At 59.9% G+C, this 22,043-nt stretch carries 19 protein-coding genes and 1 tRNA gene; 9 read left to right on the top strand and 11 right to left on the bottom strand.

What is annotated here, in order from left to right; genetic code table 11:
* Positions 1-2: 2 nt before the first annotated feature.
* On the bottom strand, positions 3-956 hold the full coding sequence (locus THALAR_RS04530) for a radical SAM protein (RefSeq protein ID WP_021100311.1): 954 nt from the start codon (positions 954-956) through the stop codon (positions 3-5).
* A 191-nt stretch (positions 957-1,147) separates the two neighbouring features.
* Between THALAR_RS04530 and zwf the strand changes: the two genes are divergently transcribed.
* From zwf to pgi, 3 genes are read left to right on the top strand one after another with little or no spacing between them, the layout of a single operon-like run.
* The gene (zwf, locus tag THALAR_RS04525) at positions 1,148-2,599 is read left to right on the top strand and encodes a glucose-6-phosphate dehydrogenase (protein WP_021100310.1); all 1,452 of its coding nucleotides are present in this window, start codon (positions 1,148-1,150) and stop codon (positions 2,597-2,599) included.
* Positions 2,599-3,246: a 6-phosphogluconolactonase gene (pgl, locus tag THALAR_RS04520; protein WP_021100309.1), complete on the top strand. Its 648-nt coding sequence runs from the start codon at positions 2,599-2,601 to the stop codon at positions 3,244-3,246. The genes zwf and pgl overlap by 1 nt, the downstream gene beginning before the upstream one ends.
* Positions 3,246-4,847, top strand: a complete 1,602-nt coding sequence (gene pgi, locus THALAR_RS04515; protein ID WP_021100308.1) for a glucose-6-phosphate isomerase — start codon at positions 3,246-3,248, stop codon at positions 4,845-4,847. The genes pgl and pgi overlap by 1 nt, the downstream gene beginning before the upstream one ends.
* On the opposite strand, the gene THALAR_RS04510 is transcribed toward pgi, so the two are convergent.
* From THALAR_RS04510 to THALAR_RS04480, 7 genes are all read right to left on the bottom strand, one after another.
* Positions 4,844-5,317, bottom strand: coding sequence for an acyl-CoA thioesterase (locus THALAR_RS04510; protein WP_021100307.1), 474 nt, complete (start codon positions 5,315-5,317; stop codon positions 4,844-4,846). The genes pgi and THALAR_RS04510 overlap by 4 nt on opposite strands.
* A gap of 6 nt (positions 5,318-5,323) precedes the next feature.
* A tRNA-Gly gene (locus THALAR_RS04505) sits at positions 5,324-5,397 on the bottom strand.
* A gap of 34 nt (positions 5,398-5,431) precedes the next feature.
* A complete protein-coding gene (locus THALAR_RS04500) occupies positions 5,432-7,465 on the bottom strand; it encodes an ASKHA domain-containing protein (protein WP_021100306.1) in 2,034 nt (677 codons plus the stop codon).
* 124 nt (positions 7,466-7,589) lie between these two features.
* Positions 7,590-8,732, bottom strand: coding sequence for a sterol desaturase family protein (locus THALAR_RS04495; protein WP_021100305.1), 1,143 nt, complete (start codon positions 8,730-8,732; stop codon positions 7,590-7,592).
* Between the two features lie 91 nt (positions 8,733-8,823).
* The gene (locus THALAR_RS04490; RefSeq protein WP_021100304.1) at positions 8,824-9,906 is read right to left on the bottom strand and encodes a methyltetrahydrofolate cobalamin methyltransferase; all 1,083 of its coding nucleotides are present in this window, start codon (positions 9,904-9,906) and stop codon (positions 8,824-8,826) included.
* Between the two features lie 12 nt (positions 9,907-9,918).
* Positions 9,919-10,842, bottom strand: a complete 924-nt coding sequence (locus THALAR_RS04485) for a methylenetetrahydrofolate reductase (protein ID WP_021100303.1) — start codon at positions 10,840-10,842, stop codon at positions 9,919-9,921.
* Positions 10,843-10,873: 31 nt separating this feature from the next.
* Positions 10,874-11,173 (bottom strand): virulence factor, encoded by a 300-nt coding sequence (locus THALAR_RS04480; RefSeq protein ID WP_021100302.1) that lies wholly within the window; start codon positions 11,171-11,173, stop codon positions 10,874-10,876.
* Between the two features lie 264 nt (positions 11,174-11,437).
* On the opposite strand from THALAR_RS04480, the gene THALAR_RS04475 reads away from it, so the two are divergent.
* Positions 11,438-12,580 carry a Ppx/GppA phosphatase family protein gene (locus tag THALAR_RS04475; protein ID WP_021100301.1) on the top strand — a complete coding sequence of 381 codons (1,143 nt, stop codon included), beginning with the start codon at positions 11,438-11,440 and terminating at the stop codon, positions 12,578-12,580.
* Positions 12,581-12,653: 73 nt separating this feature from the next.
* On the top strand, positions 12,654-13,397 hold the full coding sequence (locus THALAR_RS04470; protein ID WP_021100300.1) for an RlmE family RNA methyltransferase: 744 nt from the start codon (positions 12,654-12,656) through the stop codon (positions 13,395-13,397).
* On the opposite strand, the gene THALAR_RS04465 is transcribed toward THALAR_RS04470, so the two are convergent.
* On the bottom strand, positions 13,378-14,442 hold the full coding sequence (locus THALAR_RS04465) for an acyltransferase family protein (protein WP_021100299.1): 1,065 nt from the start codon (positions 14,440-14,442) through the stop codon (positions 13,378-13,380). The genes THALAR_RS04470 and THALAR_RS04465 overlap by 20 nt on opposite strands.
* On the bottom strand, positions 14,439-14,894 hold the full coding sequence (locus THALAR_RS04460; protein ID WP_040817205.1) for a YaiI/YqxD family protein: 456 nt from the start codon (positions 14,892-14,894) through the stop codon (positions 14,439-14,441). The genes THALAR_RS04465 and THALAR_RS04460 overlap by 4 nt, the downstream gene beginning before the upstream one ends.
* 114 nt (positions 14,895-15,008) lie before the next feature.
* On the opposite strand from THALAR_RS04460, the gene guaB reads away from it, so the two are divergent.
* The 3 genes from guaB to THALAR_RS04445 all read left to right on the top strand — a co-directional run bounded on the left by guaB (position 15,009) and on the right by THALAR_RS04445 (position 20,033).
* Complete coding sequence (gene guaB / locus THALAR_RS04455) at positions 15,009-16,457, top strand: IMP dehydrogenase (RefSeq protein WP_021100297.1); 1,449 nt, start codon at positions 15,009-15,011, stop codon at positions 16,455-16,457.
* Positions 16,458-17,636, top strand: coding sequence for an RsmB/NOP family class I SAM-dependent RNA methyltransferase (locus THALAR_RS04450; RefSeq protein ID WP_021100296.1), 1,179 nt, complete (start codon positions 16,458-16,460; stop codon positions 17,634-17,636).
* 144 nt (positions 17,637-17,780) lie between these two features.
* Positions 17,781-20,033 carry a hybrid sensor histidine kinase/response regulator gene (locus tag THALAR_RS04445; protein ID WP_021100295.1) on the top strand — a complete coding sequence of 751 codons (2,253 nt, stop codon included), beginning with the start codon at positions 17,781-17,783 and terminating at the stop codon, positions 20,031-20,033.
* 13 nt (positions 20,034-20,046) lie between these two features.
* Here the strand turns inward: THALAR_RS04445 and THALAR_RS04440 are convergent, their stop codons facing one another.
* A complete protein-coding gene (locus THALAR_RS04440; RefSeq protein ID WP_021100294.1) occupies positions 20,047-20,661 on the bottom strand; it encodes a hypothetical protein in 615 nt (204 codons plus the stop codon).
* A 180-nt stretch (positions 20,662-20,841) separates the two neighbouring features.
* Between THALAR_RS04440 and recA the strand changes: the two genes are divergently transcribed.
* Positions 20,842-21,936 carry a recombinase RecA gene (recA, locus tag THALAR_RS04435; protein WP_021100293.1) on the top strand — a complete coding sequence of 365 codons (1,095 nt, stop codon included), beginning with the start codon at positions 20,842-20,844 and terminating at the stop codon, positions 21,934-21,936.
* Positions 21,937-22,043 lie beyond the last annotated feature (107 nt).

Raw genomic sequence — 22,043 nt, 5'->3', positions numbered from 1 at the left:
GTCTACGCTGAACAACTGGCGCCGCCAAGCACACAAAACTTCGCGCAGTGCGGGTGGTTGAGCTGAACGTCACGCTCTGCCTGCTCAAGGCTCTCGCCCAACTCGAACTCGGGGGAATAGGCGAGCAGGGTGCAGGCCAGCACGGCCGGTTTGTCGGCACCCTTGCGCTTGACCACCATGCGGGAGGAGGAACACATGACGTCGCTCGGGGATTTGCCAAGGATGTCCCAACAATCGATGGTAATTTCCGGCACCTCCACGCTTTCGTCCATTTCTGGAAATAGAACTGTCATGGCGGGGTCTTGCGCGTCGATCTTGAAGTTTTTTTCAGCGTAGAGCGCCGCGTAACCCTCTCGCGCGGCAGCGTCGCTTTCCGCCCAGACCGAACGGCCCGCGACCGCCATGCGCGCGCCTTGGTCACGCAGCCAGATCATGCCTTCGATGGTCTTTGCGAACGCATCCTTGCCGCGTTCCTTGTCATGGACTTCTGGTGACCAGTGGTCGAGCGAGATGCGCAGGGTCAGCTTGTCACCGAAATTCCCGATCAGCTTCGTCAGTTCGGCACGCACCGATTTGCGCATCATCGGGCGCATGGCGTTGGTCAGGATCAGTACATCGTAGCCGCGATCCAGCGCGGCGCGGGCCATGTCGCACATATCGGGATTCATGAACGGCTCGCCGCCCGTGAAGGCAATTTCACGCACGCCCCATTTGCGGGCTTCAAGCTGGTCCAGATACGTCTCGACCTCGGCGGTTGATATATAGACCAGCGCGTCGTTCTGCGGAGAGGAGAGGATGTAGCAGTTTTCGCATTCGATATTGCACAGCGTTCCAGTGTTGAACCACAGCGTTTGCGGCTTGCTCAGCGCGACCGAGGCACGGGTGTCACCCTTGGCTGTGACGAACGGGTCCGCGAACTTTCCCGCGTTCGCCGCCACTTCGATCTGGTCTTTCATTCAGTTTGCTCCCTTGCCCATTGTCCGTGGCTAACCTGTCATGCTGCGAAGAGAAAGTGTCGAGAGTATCATCTGACACGCTTGTGACTAATCCGGAGCCTGCTAGGATCGCAATGCGCGATTTACACTAGAAATATGTCGCAGTTAGCGCTAACAACGCGGCTGTACGAAGTCCGCAGGAAGGTAAACCCATGGTCTCACGCGTCATTCCGGTCGAAAGCTTTGATCTGGTCATTTTCGGCGGCACAGGCGATCTGGCCCGTCGCAAGATCCTGCCGGGCCTGTATCGCCGGTTCCTTGCCGGCCAAATGCCCGAAGACGCCCGCGTGATCGGTGCGGCCCGCAGCGACATGGACGATGACGGCTACCGCGCGATGGTGCGCGAGGCGATCGAGGAATTCGTCTCCGAGCAGAAGCGCAAGCCGGATGTTGTAGAGGCGTTTCTGGGGCAGCTTCACTACACCGCCATCGACGCCAAGGGCGAGGGCGGCTGGGACAAGCTGGCCAAGCTGGTGCGCAAGGACGTGGTGCAGGCGTTTTATTTCTCGGTCGGTCCAAGCCTGTTCGGCGATCTGGCCACCCGACTGCACAAGCACAAAATCGCCAACCCTGAGAGCCGCATTGTCGTGGAAAAGCCCTTCGGTCGCGATCAGGACTCGGCCAAGGCACTGAATGCCGTTCTGGCTGCCAGCTTCGACGAGCATCAAATCTACCGCATCGACCATTACCTGGGCAAGGAAACCGTGCAGAACCTGATGGCGGTTCGCTTTGCCAACATGCTGTTCGAGCCGCTCTGGAACGCCCAGTATATCGACCACGTCCAGATCACCGTGGCCGAGACCGTGGGCGTCGGCGGGCGCGGGGGGTACTACGACAAATCCGGCGCCATGCGGGACATGATCCAGAACCACCTGATGCAACTTTTATGCCTGACCGCAATGGAGCCGCCCTCGCAATTCGAGCCGGACGCCGTGCGTGACGAAAAGCTCAAGGTGATCCGGGCGCTCGATCCCGTTGCTGCCGAGAACATCGTGCGCGGGCAATATGCGGCGGATGAGGATCAGGCGTCCTATATCGAGCATTCCGAGAACCCCGAGAGCAAGACCGAGAGCTTTATCGCGATGAAGGTCGACATTTCCAACTGGCGCTGGAAGGGGACACCGTTCTACCTGCGCACCGGCAAGCGGCTCAAGGCGCGCATGTCGGAGATCGTGATCCAGTTCAAAGAAGTGCCGCACTCCATCTTCGAGGAAGACGCGGGAAGCAAGGCCAACGTGTTGGCGATCCGGCTGCAACCGGACGAAGGCATGGATTTGCGCGTAACCATCAAGGAGCCCGGGCCGGGGGGTATGCGTCTGGTGGACGTGCCGCTGGACATGACATTTGCCGAGGCGCTCGGGCCGGAAGGCGCGGATGTGCCGGACGCCTACGAGCGGCTGATCATGGATGTGATCCGCGGTAACCAGACGCTGTTCATGCGCGGTGACGAGGTCGAGGCCGCCTGGGCCTGGACCGACCCGATCATCGAAGGCTGGCAGAAGCGCGGCGACAAGCCTGCGCAATACGAGCCGGGAACCACCGGCCCCGAAGATGCGTTGATGTTGCTGCACCGTGACGGGCGGCGATGGAGGGAGCTGAAATAATGGAATTCATCGAATACCCCGACCGCGACCTGATGATGTTCGACCTTGCCAACGCATTGGCGGGGGAGTTGAACGCAGCATTGATGACCCACGACACGGCCAGTTTCGCCGTTCCCGGTGGCTCGACGCCGGGTCCGGTGTTCGATGCGCTTTGCGCAGCGCCGCTGGAATGGGAGCGTATAACTGTCCTTGCAGGGGACGAACGGCGGGTGCCTGCCGACCACGAACGCTCCAACGAGCGGATGATCCGCGCGCGGTTGTTGACCTCCAAGGCGGCCGCGGCGAACTACGTCTCGATCCGTCCGGACGGTGATAAACTGCCCGACATCTCCGCCCATTTGCCCTTGTCGGTGCTGGTGGTCGGCATGGGCGAGGATATGCACACCGCGTCGCTTTTCCCCGGCTCGCCCGATCTGGAAGCGGCTTTGGCGCCCGACGCGCCCGACTTGATGCTGGTCGAGGCCTCTGACGGGCTGGAGCCGCGTGTCACCTTGAGCGGCCGTGTGTTGGAGGAAGCGATGAGCACCCATGTGCTGATCGCGGGCAAGGAAAAACGCGAGGCGCTGGAGCGGGCGCAACACTCCACCCGTCTGGAAGCGCCGATCCGCACCGTCCTGGCGAACGCAACCGTGCATTGGGCACCGTGATGGACTGGGGAGAGCTGAAAGCCCGCGCCGACAACCGCGCCAGTTTGGCGGAGCTGTTCGACGCCAACCCGAACCGCGCGGCGGAGTATTCGCTGCGGCATGGTGATATGCTGTTCGACTACTCCAAGACCCATATCGGGGCCGACGACCGTGCGTTGCTTTTGTCGATGGCAACGAACGCAGGGGTCGAGGCGCGACGCGATGCGATGTTTGCGGGGGAGAAGATCAACGAAACCGAGGACCGCGCGGTGCTCCATACCGCGTTGCGCGAGATGGGAGACCGTGCGGTGCTGGTCGATGGCGAGGACGTCATGCCCGGCGTACGCAACACGCGTGACCGGATGGCCGAGTTCGCCGACGCCGTGCGCAGCGGTACGTTCAAAGGGCAGGGCGGGGCGATCACTGATGTGGTCAATATCGGCATCGGCGGCTCCGACCTTGGGCCAGCGATGGCTGTGCTGGCGCTGGCACCCTATCACGACGGGCCACGGGTGCATTTTGTCTCCAACGTAGATGGCGCGGATGTGGCCGATACGCTGCGAGAGCTGGACCCTGCGACGACACTGGTGATCGTGGCCTCCAAGACCTTCACCACCATCGAGACCATGACCAACGCCCGCACAGCGCAGGAGTGGATGGCGACATCCGTGTCCGATACCGGCGCACAGTTCGCGGCCCTCTCAACCGCCGATGAGAAAACCGCCGAGTTCGGCATCGCGCCGGAGCGCGTGTTCGGCTTCGAGGATTGGGTCGGCGGGCGCTATTCCATGTGGGGATCGATTGGCCTGTCACTGATGATTGCCATCGGGCCGGATGATTTCAACCGGTTCCTGCGCGGCGGCTATGACATGGACCGTCACTTCTGCGAAGCTCCGCTGGGTAGCAACCTGCCCGTCATGCTGGCCTTGGTCGGCATCTGGAACAATCAGGGCTGCGGCCATGCCACCCGCGCGGTGCTGCCCTATGACCAGCGCCTGACGCGGCTGCCTGCCTATTTCCAGCAGCTTGAAATGGAGAGCAACGGCAAGTCGGTGGCGATGGATGGCTCTGCCTTGGAAGTGAACTCAGGCCCTGTGGTCTGGGGCGAGCCGGGCACCAACGGGCAGCATGCGTTCTACCAGCTGATCCACCAAGGCACGCGGGTGATCCCGTGTGAATTCATGGTCGCCCGCGAGGGGCACGAGCCGGCGCTGGCACATCAGCACGAGCTGCTGGCGGCGAACTGTCTTGCGCAGTCCGAGGCGTTGATGGTGGGTCGCAGCCTCGAAGAGGCGACCGCAATCATGGCCAAGCGCGGGCTGACCGGCGACGAGTTGAACCGTCAGGCGCGGCATCGGGTGTTCTCCGGCGACCGGCCTTCGACCACGCTTGTCTATCCGAAGCTGACACCCTTTGTTCTAGGCCAGATCATTGCGCTATATGAGCATCGGGTGTTTGTCGAAGGGGTGATGCTGGGCATCAACTCCTACGATCAGTGGGGCGTGGAGTTGGGCAAGGAGCTTGCCAATGCGCTGACGCCCGTGCTGCGGGGCGAGGCGTCGGAGGAGGGCAAGGACAGCTCCACCCGTCTGCTATTGAACTATCTGCGCCAGCCCGATTAGCCGTCGACCGCGCCGTCGCGGGTCTTGAGCAAGTTTCGCATCCCGGCGCTCATCGGACGTTTCGTGCCGTCTGCGTTGAGCAGCACGATAATGGCATGCGACGTGGTCCTCAGTTTTCCGCCGGACCAGACTGCATAGTCCATTCTGAAACTCGAATTGCGAAGCACAGTTGCACGACCTGTGACAATGTAATCCTCCGCGAGCTTCATCTCGGCCAGATAGTCGACCTGCACCTGTCGCAGCACCAGTTGCGGTGCGTCGCCGCCCGTATAAGCGATGCCGTAGCTCTGCATATACTGGATGCGGAAGCTCTCGAACCAACCCAGATAGGCGGCGTTGTTGATGTGGCCCAACGGGTCCAGCTCGCTGAACCGCGTGCGATCCGCGACGCCGAAAGACCACGGCTCCGGTATGTCAAGGGCGCGAAGGGCGTCTGCGTCCAGAGGGGTATGGTAGGGAATGTCTGTCATGAGATTTGGAGCGGGTAACGAGAATCGAACTCGTAACTAAAGCTTGGGAAGCTGCCGTGATACCTTTTCACCATACCCGCCTAAAGCCTGATTTATGTGTGCCGCGCGGTGGCGTCAAGAGCGTCTGCGCCTGCGTCGCCCGCCGTCTTTGTCCCCGCCGCCCGTGTTGAAGGTGATCTGCGGGATGGTGACGATGGAGTTGAGGATCGGGAACGGCTCCACAGCATTGGGGATGTTGGAGGCGTTCACGAAATGCTCCTGAAAGCGTGGCTCGATGGCGGTTTCGATCTTGTGGATGTTGTGAACCGTTTCTTCGATTTCCCTGCGGGCGTCGGTGTTGAGCAGTGCAATCCGCGCACCGGTTCCGGCGGCGTTGCCAGCGGAGGTCACCTTGTCCAGCGGCGCGTCGGGGATCATGCCCAGCACCATGGCGTGTTTGGGGCTGATATGCGCCCCGAAAGCGCCCGCCAGCACCACGCGGTCGACTTTGTCGACACCGAACTTGTCCATTAGCAGACGCGCACCGGAGTAGAGCGCTGCCTTGGCCATCTGGATCTCGCGGATGTCGCGGTTGGTCACGGTGATCTTGCGATCACCCTCTTCCCAGACGAGATAGCTGTAGGTTCTTCCATCGAGAAAACAACGGGTTGTGCCGGTTTGTTCAGGTGATCCGATCAGGCCGGGGCCGTCGACTATGCCCGCCAGACGCATCTCGGCCACCATCTCGATAATGCCGGAGCCGCAGATGCCCGTGATGCCTGTCTCGGCGACGACCGTCTCGAAGCCGTCTTCGTCGGACCATAGGTCGGAGCCGATGACACGGAAGCGTGGTTCCTTGGTGACGGGGTCGATTTCCACCCGCTCGATCGCGCCGGGGGCGGCGCGCTGGCCGGAGCTGATCTGGGCGCCCTCGAAAGCGGGGCCAGTTGGGGACGAGCAGGCCAGCACCTTGTCTTTGTTGCCCAGCAGGATTTCGGCATTGGTGCCGACATCGACGACCAGCACGAGATCCTCCGATTTGTCGGGGGCCTCTGATAAGGCCACCGCCGCTGCATCCGCGCCCACATGGCCCGCGATGCAGGGCAGAAGATAGACGCGGGCGGATGGATGAAGGTCGAGGCCTAACTCCATGCCCCTCAAAGAAAGTGAGTCAGACGTGGCCAAGGCAAAGGGGGCTTGCCCCAACTCGAACGGGTCGATGCCAAGAAACAGGTGGTGCATCACCGGATTGCAGACGAAGACCGCGTCGACGATCAGATTCTGGTCTATCTGTGCTTCTTCCGCGACCTGCGCGAACAGGGCATTCATGCCCTCGCGGACGGCTTGGGTCATTTCATCCGCACCGCCGGGGTTCATCATGGAATAGCTGACGCGGCTCATCAGGTCTTCGCCAAAGCGGATCTGCGGGTTCATGATGCCGGAGGACGCCACGACCTCGCCGGTCGCCAGATCGCACAGATGCCCTGCGATAGTGGTTGAGCCCAGATCGACCGCCAGCCCGTAAACGGTGCCTTCATAGAAGCCCGGCCAGATATGCATGATACGCGGGCCGGATGTGGCGTCGCCCAGATGCACGGCGCAGGTGACCTTCCATTCGCCCTTGCGCAGGATGGGTTGCAGCGTCTTGAGCAAGCCCAGATCGGCCTCCAGCTCGGGCAGGTCCCAGTCATGGCGCAGCGCTTTGACCAGCCGCTCCAGATCGCCGGAGGGTTCGTGCATGTCGGGCTGCTCGACCTCGACATAGAACAGCTTGGTCGACGGGTTGAGCGTGATATCCCGCGCCTCGACCCGCTTGCGGACCACCTGTTTGTGGACTTGGCTCTCAGCGGGCACGTCGATGACAATGTCGCCCTGGACCTGCGCCTGACAGCCCAGACGGCGGCCTTTGGGTAGGCCGCGCTTGTCGTCATATCGCTGCTCGACACTGTTCCACTCACTAAGGGCACCGTCACGGACTGTCACGCCATGCTTGGGGAACTCGCCATAAGATGGCGTCACCTGACATTTGGAGCAGATACCCCGCCCGCCACAAACCGAGTCCAGATCGACCCCTAGCTGGCGCGCAGCCGTCAGCACGGGCGTGCCTTTGGCGAAACGACCGCGTTTGCCGGAAGGGGTAAAGATCACAAGAGGGTCATGGTCGGACATTGGCGCACCGAAGCAGTTGTTTCTACTTAGTGTTGTAGGCGTTTGCCCCCCGTCCGCAATGGCCGTCTGCGACCTGATCTTGCAAGAATACGCATGGTTATCATGAATGAGATCGGGTGAGCGTCTATTCCGCCTCCGGCACCTTCTTTTTGGTGAAGGGGTGCAGGAACTGCTTCACGAAACCGCGCGGGACTTGCTCGCCTGCCACGCCGTAATATTTCGGCCAGCGGCCTTCGGGCATGTGGTAGGTGCCGAACAGTCGGTCGAGGATCGGGAAGTGGATGGCGTAGTTGACGTCGATGGCCTCCGGCTCCGCGCCGTGATGCCAGTGGTGGAAGCGCGGCGTCGCAAAAGTGCTCTCGATGGGTTTCAGGTTCCAGCCGATGTTGGAATGGATGAAATGCGAGTAGAAATACACGATCAGCACATAGGCCTGAATGGCCGCCGGATCGAAGCCCAGCGTAAACATCGGGATCGCGGTGAAGCCGCGCAGGATGGCGATTTCAATGAAATGCATGCGCGAGCCCGCCAGCCAGTCCAGTTTCTTGGCGGAATGGTGAACCGCATGGAAGCGCCAGAGCGCAGGGACAGTGTGGAACAGGCGGTGCACCCAGTATTGCACGAAGTCGGAAAACAGGATGATCAGGAAAAGCTGCACCACGAAGGGCAGGGCGAAGATCCATTCCTGAATGGCGCTCATGTTGAAATAGCCGGTGATCAGGTTCGACGGCATCAGCGTCAGGAAGGTCAGGACCTGCACCATAAGGGAGGACACGAGGTAGTAGAACATATCCTCCTGCCATTCGGGGCGGAAGACGGTTTGGTCTTGGTCCTGCGGGAAGTAACGCTCCAGCGGGACGAAGAGGAAGCCGAGGAACACCACGTTCAGGATGAAGAAATCGATGCCGAAATAAAGCGGTGCTGTCAGGGTCGAGCCATCGTCGGGCGTGCCGATCAGCGAGACGATCACGATCATGAACAGCGCGGTCCAACCGAGGATTTTGTCGCGGGACAGCAGCAGGGACACCAGCGCGAAGGCGTAGCCTACGAGAAGCACCACTTGCAGCAGCAGTTGCAGATGCGCTTGCGTGATGACTTTCGACAGATCGGGGGTGGAGAACAGCCCGGGGAAATACATGACCGCCAGCAAGGCGGCCGAGGTCAGGCCCGCCAGAAGCGCGCCACCGCCGGAGAGCCAGCCGCTGCCAAAAGGGCGTTCCTCGCGCGGGCGTTCGAGCTCAGATTTCAGGCGGCGGATAAATGACATGGGGCAAAACTCCTTAAAGAATGGAGGGCTTTTGCCGCATTTGCGCAATCAGGCAAAGCGAAATATGCCGCTTTGCCTGTGATTTCTGGCTTCAACCCCGGCGGCGACGCCCGCCAGCGCGACCACCACGGGCGGCGGCTGCGGTGCCGTCTGCGTTCTTCGGCTTGTTGAACTTGATCCATTCGCCGCCAGACGGGTCCTGATTCATCAGGAAGTTTGCGGCGCGGATGGCCTCCATCTCCTTGCCGGGTTGCGGCTTGGTGGAGCCGAGGCCCGTCAGTTGTGCCAGCAACTCCGGGTCGATGTCGTCGGGAACGATGATGCCAGCCTTCGCCAACGCATCCAGCTTTTCCTGCATCTTGATCGGGCCGACGGGCAGGGCGACGGGGTTCATGATCGCCGATGTCATGCCGGCGGCCATGGCCATCGGCAGGAAGGCGTTGTTCACGCCGTGACGGTTGGGCAGACCGAACGAGATATTCGACGCGCCGCAGGTGGTGTTCACGCCAAGCTCCTCGCGCAGGCGGCGTACGAGGGTGAAGACCTGCAAGCCAGCCGTGCCCATGGCACCGATGGGCATGACCAGAGGGTCGACGACGATGTCATGGGCCGGAATGCCGAAATCGGCGGCGCGTTCTACGATCTTCTTGGCGACCGCAAAGCGCACATCGGGGTCTTCGGAAATACCCGTGTCATCGTTGGAGATCGCCACGACGGGGACGTTGTATTTCTTGACCAGCGGCAGCACCAGTTCGAGCCGTTCTTCCTCGCCGGTGACGGAGTTCAGCAGCGGGCGGCCTTCGGCGGCGGCAAGGCCGTTTTCCAATGCGCCGGGGACCGACGAGTCGATGCATAGCGGAATGTCGGAGACCTTTTGGACCCGCTCCACCAGTTCTTTCATCAAGGTAGGCTCGACGAAGTTGTTGTCGGCGTAGCGGGGGTCTTCGGCCATTTTGTTGGAGAAGACCGCGCCGGAGTTGACGTCGAGCACGTTGGCACCGGCCATGGTCTGCGCGATTGCGTCAGCTTCGACGCGGGAGAAGTCGCCGCGTTCCAGCTCTTCGTTGAGGATCTTGCGCCCCGTGGGGTTGATCCGTTCCCCGATCACGCAGAACGGCTCGTCAAACCCGATCACAGTGGTTTTTGTTTTTGATTCCAGTACGGTGCGGGTCATTCTTGATCTTTCTTAAGCGTGGTTGGCCGGAACGGCAGAGGCGCCGCCATTGGCGATGGCCCAGTTGGAGTTGGTCTTGATGCCGCCAAGCGGGAAGAAATGCACGGCTTCGATGTTGAAGTCGGGGTTCGCGGCCTTGTGCGCTGCCAGCGCCGCGATAACATCGTTCGGCTCATAGGGCAGCAGCAGTTTGGTCACGTCCATTGCGCGTTTTTGCAGCACCTTCAGCGACGGGCCGACGCCGCAGGCGATGGCGAACTTGATCAGCGTTTGCAGCTTTGCAGGGCCGGCGATTCCGATATGGACGGGCAGGTCGATGCCTGCCGCCTTGATGGAGTTGGCCCATTCGATGATCGGGCCAGCCTCAAACGCGAACTGCGTGGCCAGCGCCATCTTCGCGTCAGTCGTCTCCGAAAATTTCTGTTTCCATGCAAGCGCATCCGAGACGTTCTTCATGCTGCCATCAGTGTCGATGTCGCGGTTCCCTTCGGGGTGGCCCGCGACGTGCAGGCGGTCGAAGTCACCGAACAGGCCGGACTCTAGAAGCTGCATGGAGCTGTCGAACTCCCCATGCGGCGTCGCGACGCCGCCAGCCAGCAGCAACGCTTGCTTAACATCTGCTTCCCCTTGGTAGCGTGCGATCCAGTCAGCGAGCGTTGCGCGGTCCTTGATGATGCGTGCGGGGAAGTGGGGCATGACCTTGTAGCCGTCGCGGTGCAGGCGGCCGGCGGTGGCGACCATTTCGTCAATCGGCGTGCCTTCGATATGGGCGATGTAGACGCGGGTGCCTTCTGGTAGCAGCTCGCGGAAATCCTCGACCTTCTCGGCGGTGCGGGGCATGACCTCGATGGAGTAGTCCTTCAGGAAGGTCTCTACCTGTGGGTTCACGGTGACATCTTGAGCCGGTGCGGTGCGTTTGAAGTTCAGCAAGGCCATGAGCCCCTCCCTAATGCGCGTTGTGATCGTGTCAGGCGGCATTGCCGTCATTCGCGATCAGCTGCTTGATCCTGTCGGTGTCGTATTCGGCCTCCAGCCTTGCCGCTTCGGCTTTTGCGACCTCTTGAGGGTCGCCATCGACTTCGTAGGGGGTCGCCTTGCGCCAATCGGCGAGATAGGCGTCTGCATCCTTGGCGCCCACCTTCATCGCCGCGCGGTCGATCGCCTGCTCGAAGCGTTCAGGAAGCTGCACCTTATGGCCTCGACGACCCTTGCCCACGATGACCTGAGCGGGGATGTCGCGCCAGTAAACTATTGTCACATCGGGCATGGGGTCGAATCCTTTCAAGGCGTGCCGTTCGGTCAAGACTATGCGCCTGACCTGCGGGCAAGAGGTGCGTTTTCGACATATGGGCAAGGGGGAGCGACCAAGCCCGTGTCGTGCCTCTAGTTAGGGTGTATCGCATCAATGGGCCAGCGGGGGCGTGTCTCATATTGCTCATGGTTTTTATGAGGCTGCGGCGAGGTCTTTACTTGCTTCAACGGGTTTGCGCTCCTACGTTACACCTAACCCTGAATTAGGAGGCCCTGCGCCATGGCGAAACGTCCGCCGCACAGTGCGGGCCCGTTCGTCAAACCGGCCCTTGTGCCGACCGCGCGGCCCGCGACCCAGCCTGCACCCGCAGGCAAACCCGACCCGGCAGACCTCTATGCGGCGCTGGATCTGGGCACGAATTCCTGCCGCATGTTGATTGCGCAGCCCAAGGGCAGCCAGTTCCATGTCGTCGACAGCTTCTCCAAATCGGTGCAGCTTGGGGCGGGGCTGGAAAGCTCCGGCAAGCTGTCGCGCAATTCCATGGCGCGCACGGTCGGGGCGTTGAAGATTTGCCAGAAAAAGCTGCGCCACCATGAGGTAAAGCGGATGCGGCTGGTCGCAACCGAAGCCTGCCGCCGCGCCAGCAATTCTGTGGAATTCATCAATCTGGTAACCCGCGAGACGGGGCTGGAACTGGAGATCATCAAGCCCGAGGAAGAAGCGCGGCTGGCGGTCATTTCCTGCGCGCCGCTGGTGTCGGTGCAGACCGAGCAGCTTCTGGTGGTCGATATCGGCGGCGGCTCAACCGAGTTGGTGTGGATCGACCTGAGCCGAGTGCCGAAGGTGGACCGCCCCCGCGCCATCATGCGATTGCACACGGGGTTTGACCCAAAAGACAGCGAGTTTCCGGCCGCCAAGGTGGTGGACTGGATATCGGTGCCGCTGGGTGTCGCCACATTGCGCGACCAGTTCCACGATGTGACCGATGACGGGGCGCGGTTCGCGTTGATGTCGTGGTTCTTCGAGGAAAATCTGGCGGAGTTCACACCCTATATCGACGCCGATCAGGTGCGGGCGGGGTTCCAGATCGTCGGCACGTCGGGCACGGTAACCACCGTCGCCGCGTCGCATCTGGGATTGAAGCGTTATGACCGCAACAAGGTCGACGGGCTGCGGATGACCTCGGACCAGATCGACCACGTGATCCAGAGCTATCTGCATATGGGGCCCGAAGGCCGCCGCACCGACCCGCGTATCGGCAAGGACCGCCATGCGCTGATCATGTCGGGGGCGGCAATTTTGCAGGCCTTGCTGCGGGTCTGGCCCACCGACCGCTTGTCTGTGGCGGATCGGGGCTTACGTGAAGGACTGCTCTACGCCCAGATGTCGAGTGACGGGGTTTTGGAGGAAGGGCCTTACTAAGCTGGCCTTTGCGCGGCTGGAGGGGTAGGGAAGCCTCCGGCGGGAATATTTTTACCAAGATGAAGTTGAGAACATGGCCAAATCACCAACCGGACCAAAAGGCGGCAAGACCGGCAATACGTCGGGGCGCGGGCAGCGCGACCTGAAGGTCAAGGTGAAGTCAGCGCGCGGGCGCACCATGTCCTCGACGCTATGGCTGCAACGGCAGTTGAACGATCCTTACGTGAAACGCGCCAAGGCGGATGGCTTGCGCGGGCGGGCGGCCTACAAGATTTCCGAGATCGACGACAAGTACCGCTTCCTGACACCGGGCAAGCGGGTGGTCGATCTTGGCTGCGCACCGGGTGGCTGGTGCCAGATTGCCTCCAAACGTGTGAACGCGTTGGGAGAGCGGGCGGGCAAGGCGCAAGGCTCGGTGCTGGGGATTGATATCCAAGAGGTGGAGCCGATCCCGGGCTGCGAATTGCATGTGCTGGATTTTCTGGAGGAAGGTGCGGACGACAAGGTCAAGGAATGGCTCGGCGGCCCTGCGGATGTGGTGATGAGCGACATGGCGGCGGCATCCTGTGGGCACAAGCAGACCGACCACCTGCGCATCATCGCGCTATGCGAGGCGGCGGCCTATTTCGCGTTCGACGTGCTGGAAGAGGGCGGCGTGTTCGTCGCCAAGGTTCTGGCCGGCGGGGCGGAGGGCGAGTTGCAGCAAATCCTGAAGCAGAAGTTCAAGAAGGTGGCGAACTTCAAGCCGGGGGCCAGCAGGTCCGACAGCTCCGAGAAGTTCGTGGTGGCCCAAGGGTTCAAAGGGCGGGGCGATTAGGGACCATTTGCTTGCCAATGAGATTCGTAGGGCGCTCAATATACAGGTAAGTCATGGTCGAGAATGCGGCAGTAGCGCTTGTGACCATTATGAAGTTCAGCCATGACATGTTCGTACTAAAGCCCAACTGCTCCGAAATATAGATGATCACGGGATGAAACAGATAGATCGAGTAGCTGATTGACCCCAAGTACAACACGGGGCGGGCAGTTAACATCACATTGAGCGTGCGGCCTCGGCTTGGTGTTTGTAATGAAAGTAACATCAGAGTCGAAAGCGCGATAATTTCACCTCTTAGTGGTATTGTGGTGCTCAGACCGAGTATGAACAATATGACCGCTCCGACAATAACGCCTTGGGCTTTTGCCAGAATCAAATTCGAGAATCGTTCTCGCCAACGAAAACTGAGCGCTCCCAGCAGAAACAAATGTCCGTAGCTTGTGGGAAGCCACGCATTGGGCAACGATGTTCCGAAAGCTTTCTTCGTCACATAGGCGAGCAACGCTTTTGTTATCAGAGATATGCCCAAAATCAACCAGACGCGGCGCGATGTGTTGGCCCAAATTAGTACGAAGGGCAGAGACAAATACCAGAATACTTCGATTGGAATGGACCATTCGACTCCCAAAATGGAGTTGGCGTGCGTGTAATCAAGATAACTGAGCAGAGACATGTGGATTGCCCAGTTGTAGAAGCTAGCCTCTGCACCAAGGGCAGTCAGATGCGGAGGTGTTCCGAATAGCCCAGAGGCCCAGAGGCCCAGAGTCGCTGTAATTGCGAGATAGTAAAGCGGTAGGATCCTCCACATACGTTGTGTCAGATAGGCGTGATATGTCGGCGCGTCCTGAAAGGTCTTGGCAATCGTGAAGCCTGAGATAACAAAGAACATGTCAACGCCGTATTTGCCCGCATCGCTGATTGAGTGACCAATGTCTCCAAAGTCGCGCCATGCGCCAGTGTGGATCATTACAACCATAAGGGCTGCGATAGCCCGGAGACCGGTAATAAAGTCAGTTTCGCCATAGCGTCGTAAAACTCCGTTCATAGCGAAACTCGCTTCAACCTTTGCAGCTCGCGATCCAATGCGTTCAGAAAGTTTGAGCGATCTTTGCCTGAAAACGGCGCAGGGCCGGAGGTTTGCTCCAGACCCGCGCGCAGGTCGGCCATGATGGCGCGGGTGGCGATTGCGCCACCTATGTTGGAGGAGTTGAACGGCTTGCCCGTGGGGGCGAGCACGGTCGCGCCCGCTTCGATACAACGCCCAGCCAGCAGGATGTCGGCGGTGATGACCAAGGTGGATGGCCCCGCGTTCTCCGCAATCCAGTCGTCTGCCGCGTCGAACCCGTCGGACACCACCTGCATGGAAATCAGCGGATGGTTCGGCGTGCGCAGGTAGCTGTTGGCGACCAGAATGACGGGCGTATTCAGGCGGTAGGCGGTCTTGAAGACCTCCTCCTTGACGGGGCAGGCGTCGGCATCGACGAGGATTGAGGGCATATTTCGGTGCTCCGCGCGGGTTTGCGCCCCTTTGCCACAAAATCCGCCCTTTCGCATCAGGGAAATCCGTGAAATAGGAAACTGCCAAACGAACCCTCCCCAAGGAGTACCCCCATGGAGATTCGAGAGGCCCTCACCTTCGACGACGTATTGCTGGTTCCCGGCGCATCAAACGTGCTGCCATCCACGGCTGACACGCGCACATTCGTGACCAAGTCCATTGCCATGAATATCCCGCTGCTGTCTTCCGCCATGGACACGGTAACCGAGGACCGCATGGCGATCGCCATGGCGCAGGCGGGCGGGATCGGCGTGATCCACCGGAACCTCGATACCGAAGAGCAGGCGTCACAAGTGCGCCGCGTCAAGCGGTTTGAGAGCGGGATCGTCTATAACCCGATTACCCTGACCGCCGACCAGACGCTGGCGGACGCCAAGGCGCTGCAAGCGCGCTACAATGTGTCGGGCTTTCCGGTGGTCGATGAAAAAGGCCATGTGCTGGGGATCGTGACCAACCGCGACATGCGCTTTGCCAGCGACGACAAGACGCCGGTATCGGCGATGATGACGAACGACAATCTGGCGATGCTGCGCGAGCCTGCGGATCTGGACGAGGCGAAATCCTTGATGGAATCCCGCCGGATCGAGAAGCTGCTGGTGGTCAACGGCAAAGGCAAGCTGACGGGGCTTCTGACCATCAAAGATATTGAGCAGGCGGTGCTGAACCCCCATGCCTGCAAGGACGAGCTAGGCCGCCTGCGTGTGGCTGCGGCGACGACCGTCGGGGATGCCGGGTTCGAGCGGTCCGAGGCGCTGATCGACGCGGGCGTTGACCTCGTGGTGATCGACACGGCGCACGGTCATTCCGAGGGCGTGGCCATCGCGGTGGAACGGGTCAAAAAGCTGTCCAACAAGGTGCAGGTCATGGCAGGCAATGTCGCAACCGCCGAGGCCACGCGTGCGCTGATCGGCGCAGGGGCGGATGCGGTCAAGGTCGGGATCGGGCCCGGCTCCATTTGCACCACGCGGATGGTGGCTGGAGTGGGCGTGCCGCAGCTGACCGCAATCATGGATTGCGCATCGGGTGCGGGGGATATTCCTGTCATCGCTGACGGGGGCATCAAGTTTTCGGGCGATTTTGCCAAGGCGATCGCGGCGGGGGCAAGCTGCGCCATGGTCGGCTCGATGATTGCGGGAACGGACGAATCCCCCGGAGAAGTTATTTTGTATCAAGGCCGTAGCTTCAAAAGCTATCGCGGTATGGGCTCTCTTGGCGCGATGGCCAGCGGCTCTGCCGACAGGTATTTCCAGAAGGACGCAGCATCCGACAAGCTGGTGCCGGAAGGTATCGAGGGGCAGGTGCCCTACAAGGGCTCGGCGGCGGCAGTGGTTCACCAGATGGTTGGCGGCCTGCGCGCGGCGATGGGCTACACCGGGTCTGCCACGATCAAGGACATGCATGAGCGGGCGAATTTCGTGCGCATCACTGGCGCGGGGCTGAAGGAGAGCCATGTGCATGATGTGCAGATCACCCGCGAGTCGCCGAATTACCGGATCGGCTAGATGACCCCTGCGGCGCGACTTTCGGCGGCGATTGAGGTTCTGGACCAGTATCTGGCCGGAACAGCTGCCGAGAAAGCGCTTACCAACTGGGGCCGACGCTCGCGATTTGCGGGGTCAAAAGACCGCGCGGCCGTGCGTGATATCGTGTTCGATTGCCTGCGTAATCGGGGGGCCTATGCCCGGCTTGGACTGAGCGGGCGCGGGCTGGTTCTTTGCCACGCTGCGCAAAACACGCCGCGAGCCGATCTCGACAGCCTGTTCAGCGGAGAGGGTCATGCTCCGGCCCCGCTAAGTGACGCCGAGAACGTCGGCTTGTTTCAAACGCGTTTTACCGCATCGAAAGAGATGCGATACAATATGCCGGACTGGCTTACCGCCGAGCTTGTCGCCTCGGTCGGAGACGACGCGCCCGCGATAGCCGCCGCGCTGACCGAGCGGGCGGCGGTTTATCTCAGGGTGAACCTGTCACGGGGTTCGGTTGACCAAGCGATCACATCCCTCGCCGCCGACGGGATCTCCGCTGAACCGCACGATCTGGCGGAAGCCGCCCTTGAAGTTATTGATAACCCCAGAAAAGTTTCTGGAAGTACCGCGTATCTGAGCGGGCTTGTGGAGTTGCAAGATGCCGCCTCGCAGGCCATTTGCGCGGCGCTTCCTCCGGCCCAGCGGATGCTGGATTACTGCGCGGGCGGCGGCGGCAAGGTATTGGCCTATGGTGACCGAAATGATGGCGCGCTGTTTGCCCATGATGCCAACCCCCAGCGGTTGCGCGACCTTGAACCGAGGGCGAAACGAGCTGGCCTCAAGGTTCGAGTTCTGAGCACGGCTGCGTGTCGGACGGCGTCGCCGTTCGATCTGGTCTTATGTGACGTTCCATGTTCGGGCAGCGGGGCGTGGCGCCGTTCGCCCGAAGGGAAATGGTCGCTCACCCGTGGCGCATTCGAAGCGTTGCTGGAAACCCAGCAGGACATTTTACGCGAAGCGGCGCAATTGGTCGCACCGGACGGCGTGCTGGCATTTGCCACCTGCTCGTTGTTCCGAAGGGAGAACGAAGACCAGATCGTACGGTTTTGCGCCGAAAACGACGGCTGGCATTGCTCGTTCGAACGCCGCTATTCGCCGCTAGAAGGGGGTGACGGGTTCTATATCGCTTACTTGACGCAAAAACCTAGGCCTTAATATGTGGGGCGAAATCGCCCGTTAAGAACCGGTTAACGGTTCTGCGGGATGGTTTAGAGGATTGATTCTATTGGGAGTGTTGGTTTGGGCCAACTAGGCGAGGCAGGCGGTAGCTTAAAGACGCCGAAAATACGTCCGAATACAATGTTGCGTGTCTTGCTGCCCATCGGGCTGGCTGCTGCGGCAATCGTGGCGTTTGCGATGAACATTAGCAATTTGACCCTCCTGCTTGGCGCGGTTGTCGGTCTGCTGATGGCTGTTTTGCTACTGGTGAAGCAACGGTCCAACTCCGCTGGTCCAGAAGCAGTTCTCACCGCGCAAGACCTTGTCGCCCACGATGAGCGCTCGATCTTCATCACGGATTCAACAGGTGAAATCCTCTACAGGAACGCAGCGGCGAAGAAGCTTCTTGACGCACCGGACGCCGGTTCGCTCGACAAAGTGCTGGGCCAGTTCATGTCTAATGCAAGCGCAATCGTGTTCCGCCTTCAGGCTAAAGCACAAAAAATTGACGCGGCACATGAAGATGTCGTGACCAGACGGGGCAACTTTCGCATCGCGGCACATCGGATCGCCAATTCTGACTACCTGAGCTGGCGCATTCACTCCAATACGGAGTTCTCTGGCCCTGGTCACGCCGCAGAGCGGTTATCGCTGCCGATGTTCACAGTCGGGGGATCTGGGGCGGTGCTGTTCATGAACGACGCAATGCGTCAACTGGTGGGCGGCCGCACAAAGAAATTGGATGCGATTTTTGTCGATATACCCAGGATTTCGGGCCAGCATGTCGTCGTAAGCGGGACTGACGGAGGGATCAACGCCATGGTCATAATCGTGGCCGGCGCTTTGGGGCGCACGGAGTATTTTCTGGCGCCGGTCGCCGAACAAATTGCGTCCGAGACTACAATGACGCAGCTTGAAGACTTTCCGATCGCCTTGTTGGAACTTGATCCTGACGGGCGTATCAAGGATTTTAATCGGATTGCCAGTTCACTGCTATCTTTGGAAGACCAGCCGGCCGAAACGATGGGCGACCTGATTGAGGGTCTCGGCCGACCGATTAAGGACTGGCTGTCCGATGCCGCCGAAGGGAAGGGCTTGCACAAGCCAGAAGTATTGAAGTGCAGCCGTGGCCCGGACGAGATGTATGTGCAGGTCACCCTGGGTCGCGTTATCAGTGACGGGGAAGTGTCGCTCATCGTAATGGTCAATGACGCGACCGAGTTGAAATCTCTTGAAGCGCAGTTCGTACAAAGCCAAAAAATGCAGGCAATCGGCCAGTTGGCCGGTGGCGTCGCCCATGACTTCAACAACCTGTTGACGGCCATATCAGGGCATTGCGACCTGCTGATGCTGCGCCATGATCAAGGCGACGGAGACTATGCGGATCTGGAACAGATCAACCAGAACGCCAACCGGGCGGCGTCGCTCGTTGGCCAACTGCTGGCCTTTTCGCGTAAACAGAACCTCCAGCTGGAGGTATTGGACATGCGTGATACCCTGTCGGATCTGACCCATTTGCTCAACCGGCTGGTTGGTGCGCAAATATCCCTGACCCTGACGCATGATCCCAATCTCATGTCCGTGCGCGCCGACCGGCGCCAGCTTGAGCAAGTTTTGATGAATCTGGTTGTGAACGCCCGCGATGCATTGGACGGTCAGGGCAAGATCGAGATCGAGACCCGCAACATCAAGCTCACGTCGGATCTGCGTCGCGACCGGGCCGTCGTCCCGGCCGGCGACTATGTTGTTGTCAAGGTCACGGACGACGGATGCGGAATCCCCGCGGACAAAATGCCCAAGATTTTCGAGCCGTTCTATACGACCAAAAAGACCGGTGATGGCACTGGATTGGGGCTTTCTACCGCCTACGGTATCGTCAAACAGTCCGGCGGTTTCATCTTCGTCGACAGTGATATGTCCCGAGGCACCGTTTTTACGGTGTATTTCCCAACGCATGATCGACCTTTGGCTCCGGTGGAACCGGTCAAGGTGGCGGATGCGCCTATCGAAACCGGTCCGGCTGACGGGGTTGTGCTGCTGGTGGAAGACGAGGCGCCTGTGCGCGCTTTTGCCAGCCGTGCGTTGCAGTATCGCGGATTTGAGGTGATCGAAGCGGATTGCGGTGAAACGGCGCTTGATCTTATGAATGACAGTACATTGAATATTGACGTGGTTTTGACCGATGTAATCATGCCGGGTATGGACGGCCCCACATGGGTCAAAGAGGCACGCAAAACCCGCCCGAATATGCGGGTGGTGTTCATGTCAGGCTACGCGGACGGGAGCACGGTCGAAGAACAACTGACAATTCCTGAATCTGCGTTCTTGCCGAAACCGTTTTCTCTGGACGAATTGACGTCAGCGGTGCGCAAGCATCTCAGAGCTGCCGCGTGAGGCATCCGGTCGCCTAGGAAACGGAGAGCGGACCCTCTTCCAGTGCCGCATAGATTTCGAAGTCCGCAGCGTAGATCGTGCGGAGTTCGGCGTCCAACTCCGCAGATAGCGACAGGTCGCGTTTCGGCGACTGGTTGACCGGTTTCAACACAATTTTCTCGTCCAACCGGCGTTCTAGAAAATCGACTGCCGTGGACAGGTGTTCATAGCAGAACAGATGATTTATCAAGAGATCGCCGTCCTGATCGGTCACAAAGCGCGCTTGACTGCCTATCTGGGCAAAGGGGGGCTGGGTTTCTGAGAGATAGGCCTCGATGAATTGGTCGAAGCTGACATCTGCTGTGCTGTTAGGATGACCGTTCAATGCCGCACGCTGGCGATAACGGTACCAACTGCCAAGCCAGTCCAGCGGTTCTCGCATCACGGCCATCGTCTCGAGCGGCGGAAGTTTCCCACGCTCGAATAATTTGCGGTATTTGGCCTCGAAACTGCGCGCATTCGTGTGTTTCATTCCCGGCGGGTCACGAAAGATGGCCGAGGCTTTCTGCCCCAGTGCCCGTTCCAGCGCGGATGTTCCCGTTTTTGGAACAGCCAAGAAAGCCAGACGTTGCTGGAAAAAGATCATCATAGATGGGCCGTTCGCCTGATTTTGTTATACTTTTAAACTACTCTTTAACTTGCTTCCCTAAAAGATACCCGAAGATTTTACTTGAAGTGTTCTACTTTTGTCCGCATATGTACCAGAACAAGAGGCGAACATAAGCAGTCATTGCCGCGCTTAAAGCGGTGTGAAATAAGGGATGAAACCATGGCAACAGCAGAACTCCTCCAAATGAACCCCAAAGACCAAGCGAGCAAGCAAAAGGCGTTGGATTCGGCACTGGCACAGATCGAGCGCCAGTTCGGAAAAGGCTCCATCATGAAGCTGGGGGGCGAGAACGCCATTCAGCAAATCGAATCTGTTTCGACAGGGTCGCTCGGGCTGGATATTGCGCTCGGGATTGGCGGCTTGCCCAAAGGCAGGGTTATCGAGATCTACGGCCCGGAATCGTCCGGCAAAACCACCCTGACGCTGCATTGTGTTGCTGAAGCCCAGAAGCAAGGCGGCGTTTGTGCATTTGTCGACGCAGAGCACGCTCTGGACCCGCAATATGCGCGCAAACTGGGCGTTGATCTCGATGAGTTGCTGATTTCCCAACCAGACACCGGCGAGCAGGCGCTTGAGATTGTCGATACGTTGGTCCGCTCCGGTGCTGTCAGCATGGTTATCGTCGACTCGGTTGCGGCCCTGACGCCAAAGTCCGAGCTGGAAGGCGACATGGGCGACAGCTCGGTCGGTGTTCATGCGCGACTGATGAGCCAGGCGATGCGTAAACTGACCAGCTCCATCTCTCGGTCCAACTGCATGGTGATTTTCATCAACCAGATCCGGATGAAAATCGGCGTCATGTTCGGCAGCCCCGAGACGACGACAGGTGGCAATGCGTTGAAATTCTACTCCTCCGTGCGCCTGGATATTCGCCGCATCGGCGCGTTGAAAGACCGCGACGAAGTGGTCGGCAACCAGACCCGCGTGAAAGTGGTGAAGAACAAGGTCGCCCCGCCGTTCAAGCAGGTGGAATTCGACATCATGTATGGCGAAGGCATCTCCAAGATGGGCGAGCTGCTGGACCTTGGTGTGAAGGCCGGCGTTGTCGAGAAATCCGGCTCCTGGTTCAGCTACGGCGACGACCGCATCGGGCAGGGGCGTGAGAATGCCAAGACCTTCCTGAAGGAAAACACCCGTATCGCGCTGGAGATCGAAGATAAAATCCGCGCGGCCCACGGGCTTGAGTTCGACATGCCCGAGGTCGAGAAAAAGGCCGTGGCGGAAGATGACACGGACGGCCTGATCGAAGGCTGATCCTTCCACGCGCAGACTTCTGAAGGGGCGGCTTTCAAGCCGCCCTTTTTCGTTTCATCGCGGCAATTCGCAGCGGATGGCTTTACCTGCACCGCGCGGGGGGATAT

This window comes from Litoreibacter arenae DSM 19593 (assembly GCF_000442275.2).
In the GTDB taxonomy this organism is placed as follows: Bacteria; Pseudomonadota; Alphaproteobacteria; order Rhodobacterales; family Rhodobacteraceae; genus Litoreibacter; species Litoreibacter arenae.
Note: the sequence above shows the minus strand (reverse complement) of the source record. Positions and strands in the feature narration are given on the sequence as shown.

Bases quoted from the DNA above. Each gene is read 5' to 3' on its own strand.
- THALAR_RS04530 (WP_021100311.1), bottom strand. From the start codon at position 956: ATGAAAGACCAGATCGAAGTGGCGGCGAACGCGGGAAAGTTCGCGGAC.
- zwf (WP_021100310.1), top strand. From the start codon at position 1,148: ATGGTCTCACGCGTCATTCCGGTCGAAAGCTTTGATCTGGTCATTTTC.
- pgl (WP_021100309.1), top strand. From the start codon at position 2,599: ATGGAATTCATCGAATACCCCGACCGCGACCTGATGATGTTCGACCTT.
- pgi (WP_021100308.1), top strand. From the start codon at position 3,246: ATGGACTGGGGAGAGCTGAAAGCCCGCGCCGACAACCGCGCCAGTTTG.
- THALAR_RS04510 (WP_021100307.1), bottom strand. From the start codon at position 5,317: ATGACAGACATTCCCTACCATACCCCTCTGGACGCAGACGCCCTTCGC.
- THALAR_RS04500 (WP_021100306.1), bottom strand. From the start codon at position 7,465: ATGTCCGACCATGACCCTCTTGTGATCTTTACCCCTTCCGGCAAACGC.
- THALAR_RS04495 (WP_021100305.1), bottom strand. From the start codon at position 8,732: ATGTCATTTATCCGCCGCCTGAAATCTGAGCTCGAACGCCCGCGCGAG.
- THALAR_RS04490 (WP_021100304.1), bottom strand. From the start codon at position 9,906: ATGACCCGCACCGTACTGGAATCAAAAACAAAAACCACTGTGATCGGG.
- THALAR_RS04485 (WP_021100303.1), bottom strand. From the start codon at position 10,842: ATGGCCTTGCTGAACTTCAAACGCACCGCACCGGCTCAAGATGTCACC.
- THALAR_RS04480 (WP_021100302.1), bottom strand. From the start codon at position 11,173: ATGCCCGATGTGACAATAGTTTACTGGCGCGACATCCCCGCTCAGGTC.
- THALAR_RS04475 (WP_021100301.1), top strand. From the start codon at position 11,438: ATGGCGAAACGTCCGCCGCACAGTGCGGGCCCGTTCGTCAAACCGGCC.
- THALAR_RS04470 (WP_021100300.1), top strand. From the start codon at position 12,654: ATGGCCAAATCACCAACCGGACCAAAAGGCGGCAAGACCGGCAATACG.
- THALAR_RS04465 (WP_021100299.1), bottom strand. From the start codon at position 14,442: ATGAACGGAGTTTTACGACGCTATGGCGAAACTGACTTTATTACCGGT.
- THALAR_RS04460 (WP_040817205.1), bottom strand. From the start codon at position 14,894: ATGCCCTCAATCCTCGTCGATGCCGACGCCTGCCCCGTCAAGGAGGAG.
- guaB (WP_021100297.1), top strand. From the start codon at position 15,009: ATGGAGATTCGAGAGGCCCTCACCTTCGACGACGTATTGCTGGTTCCC.
- THALAR_RS04450 (WP_021100296.1), top strand. From the start codon at position 16,458: ATGACCCCTGCGGCGCGACTTTCGGCGGCGATTGAGGTTCTGGACCAG.
- THALAR_RS04445 (WP_021100295.1), top strand. From the start codon at position 17,781: ATGTTGCGTGTCTTGCTGCCCATCGGGCTGGCTGCTGCGGCAATCGTG.
- THALAR_RS04440 (WP_021100294.1), bottom strand. From the start codon at position 20,661: ATGATGATCTTTTTCCAGCAACGTCTGGCTTTCTTGGCTGTTCCAAAA.
- recA (WP_021100293.1), top strand. From the start codon at position 20,842: ATGGCAACAGCAGAACTCCTCCAAATGAACCCCAAAGACCAAGCGAGC.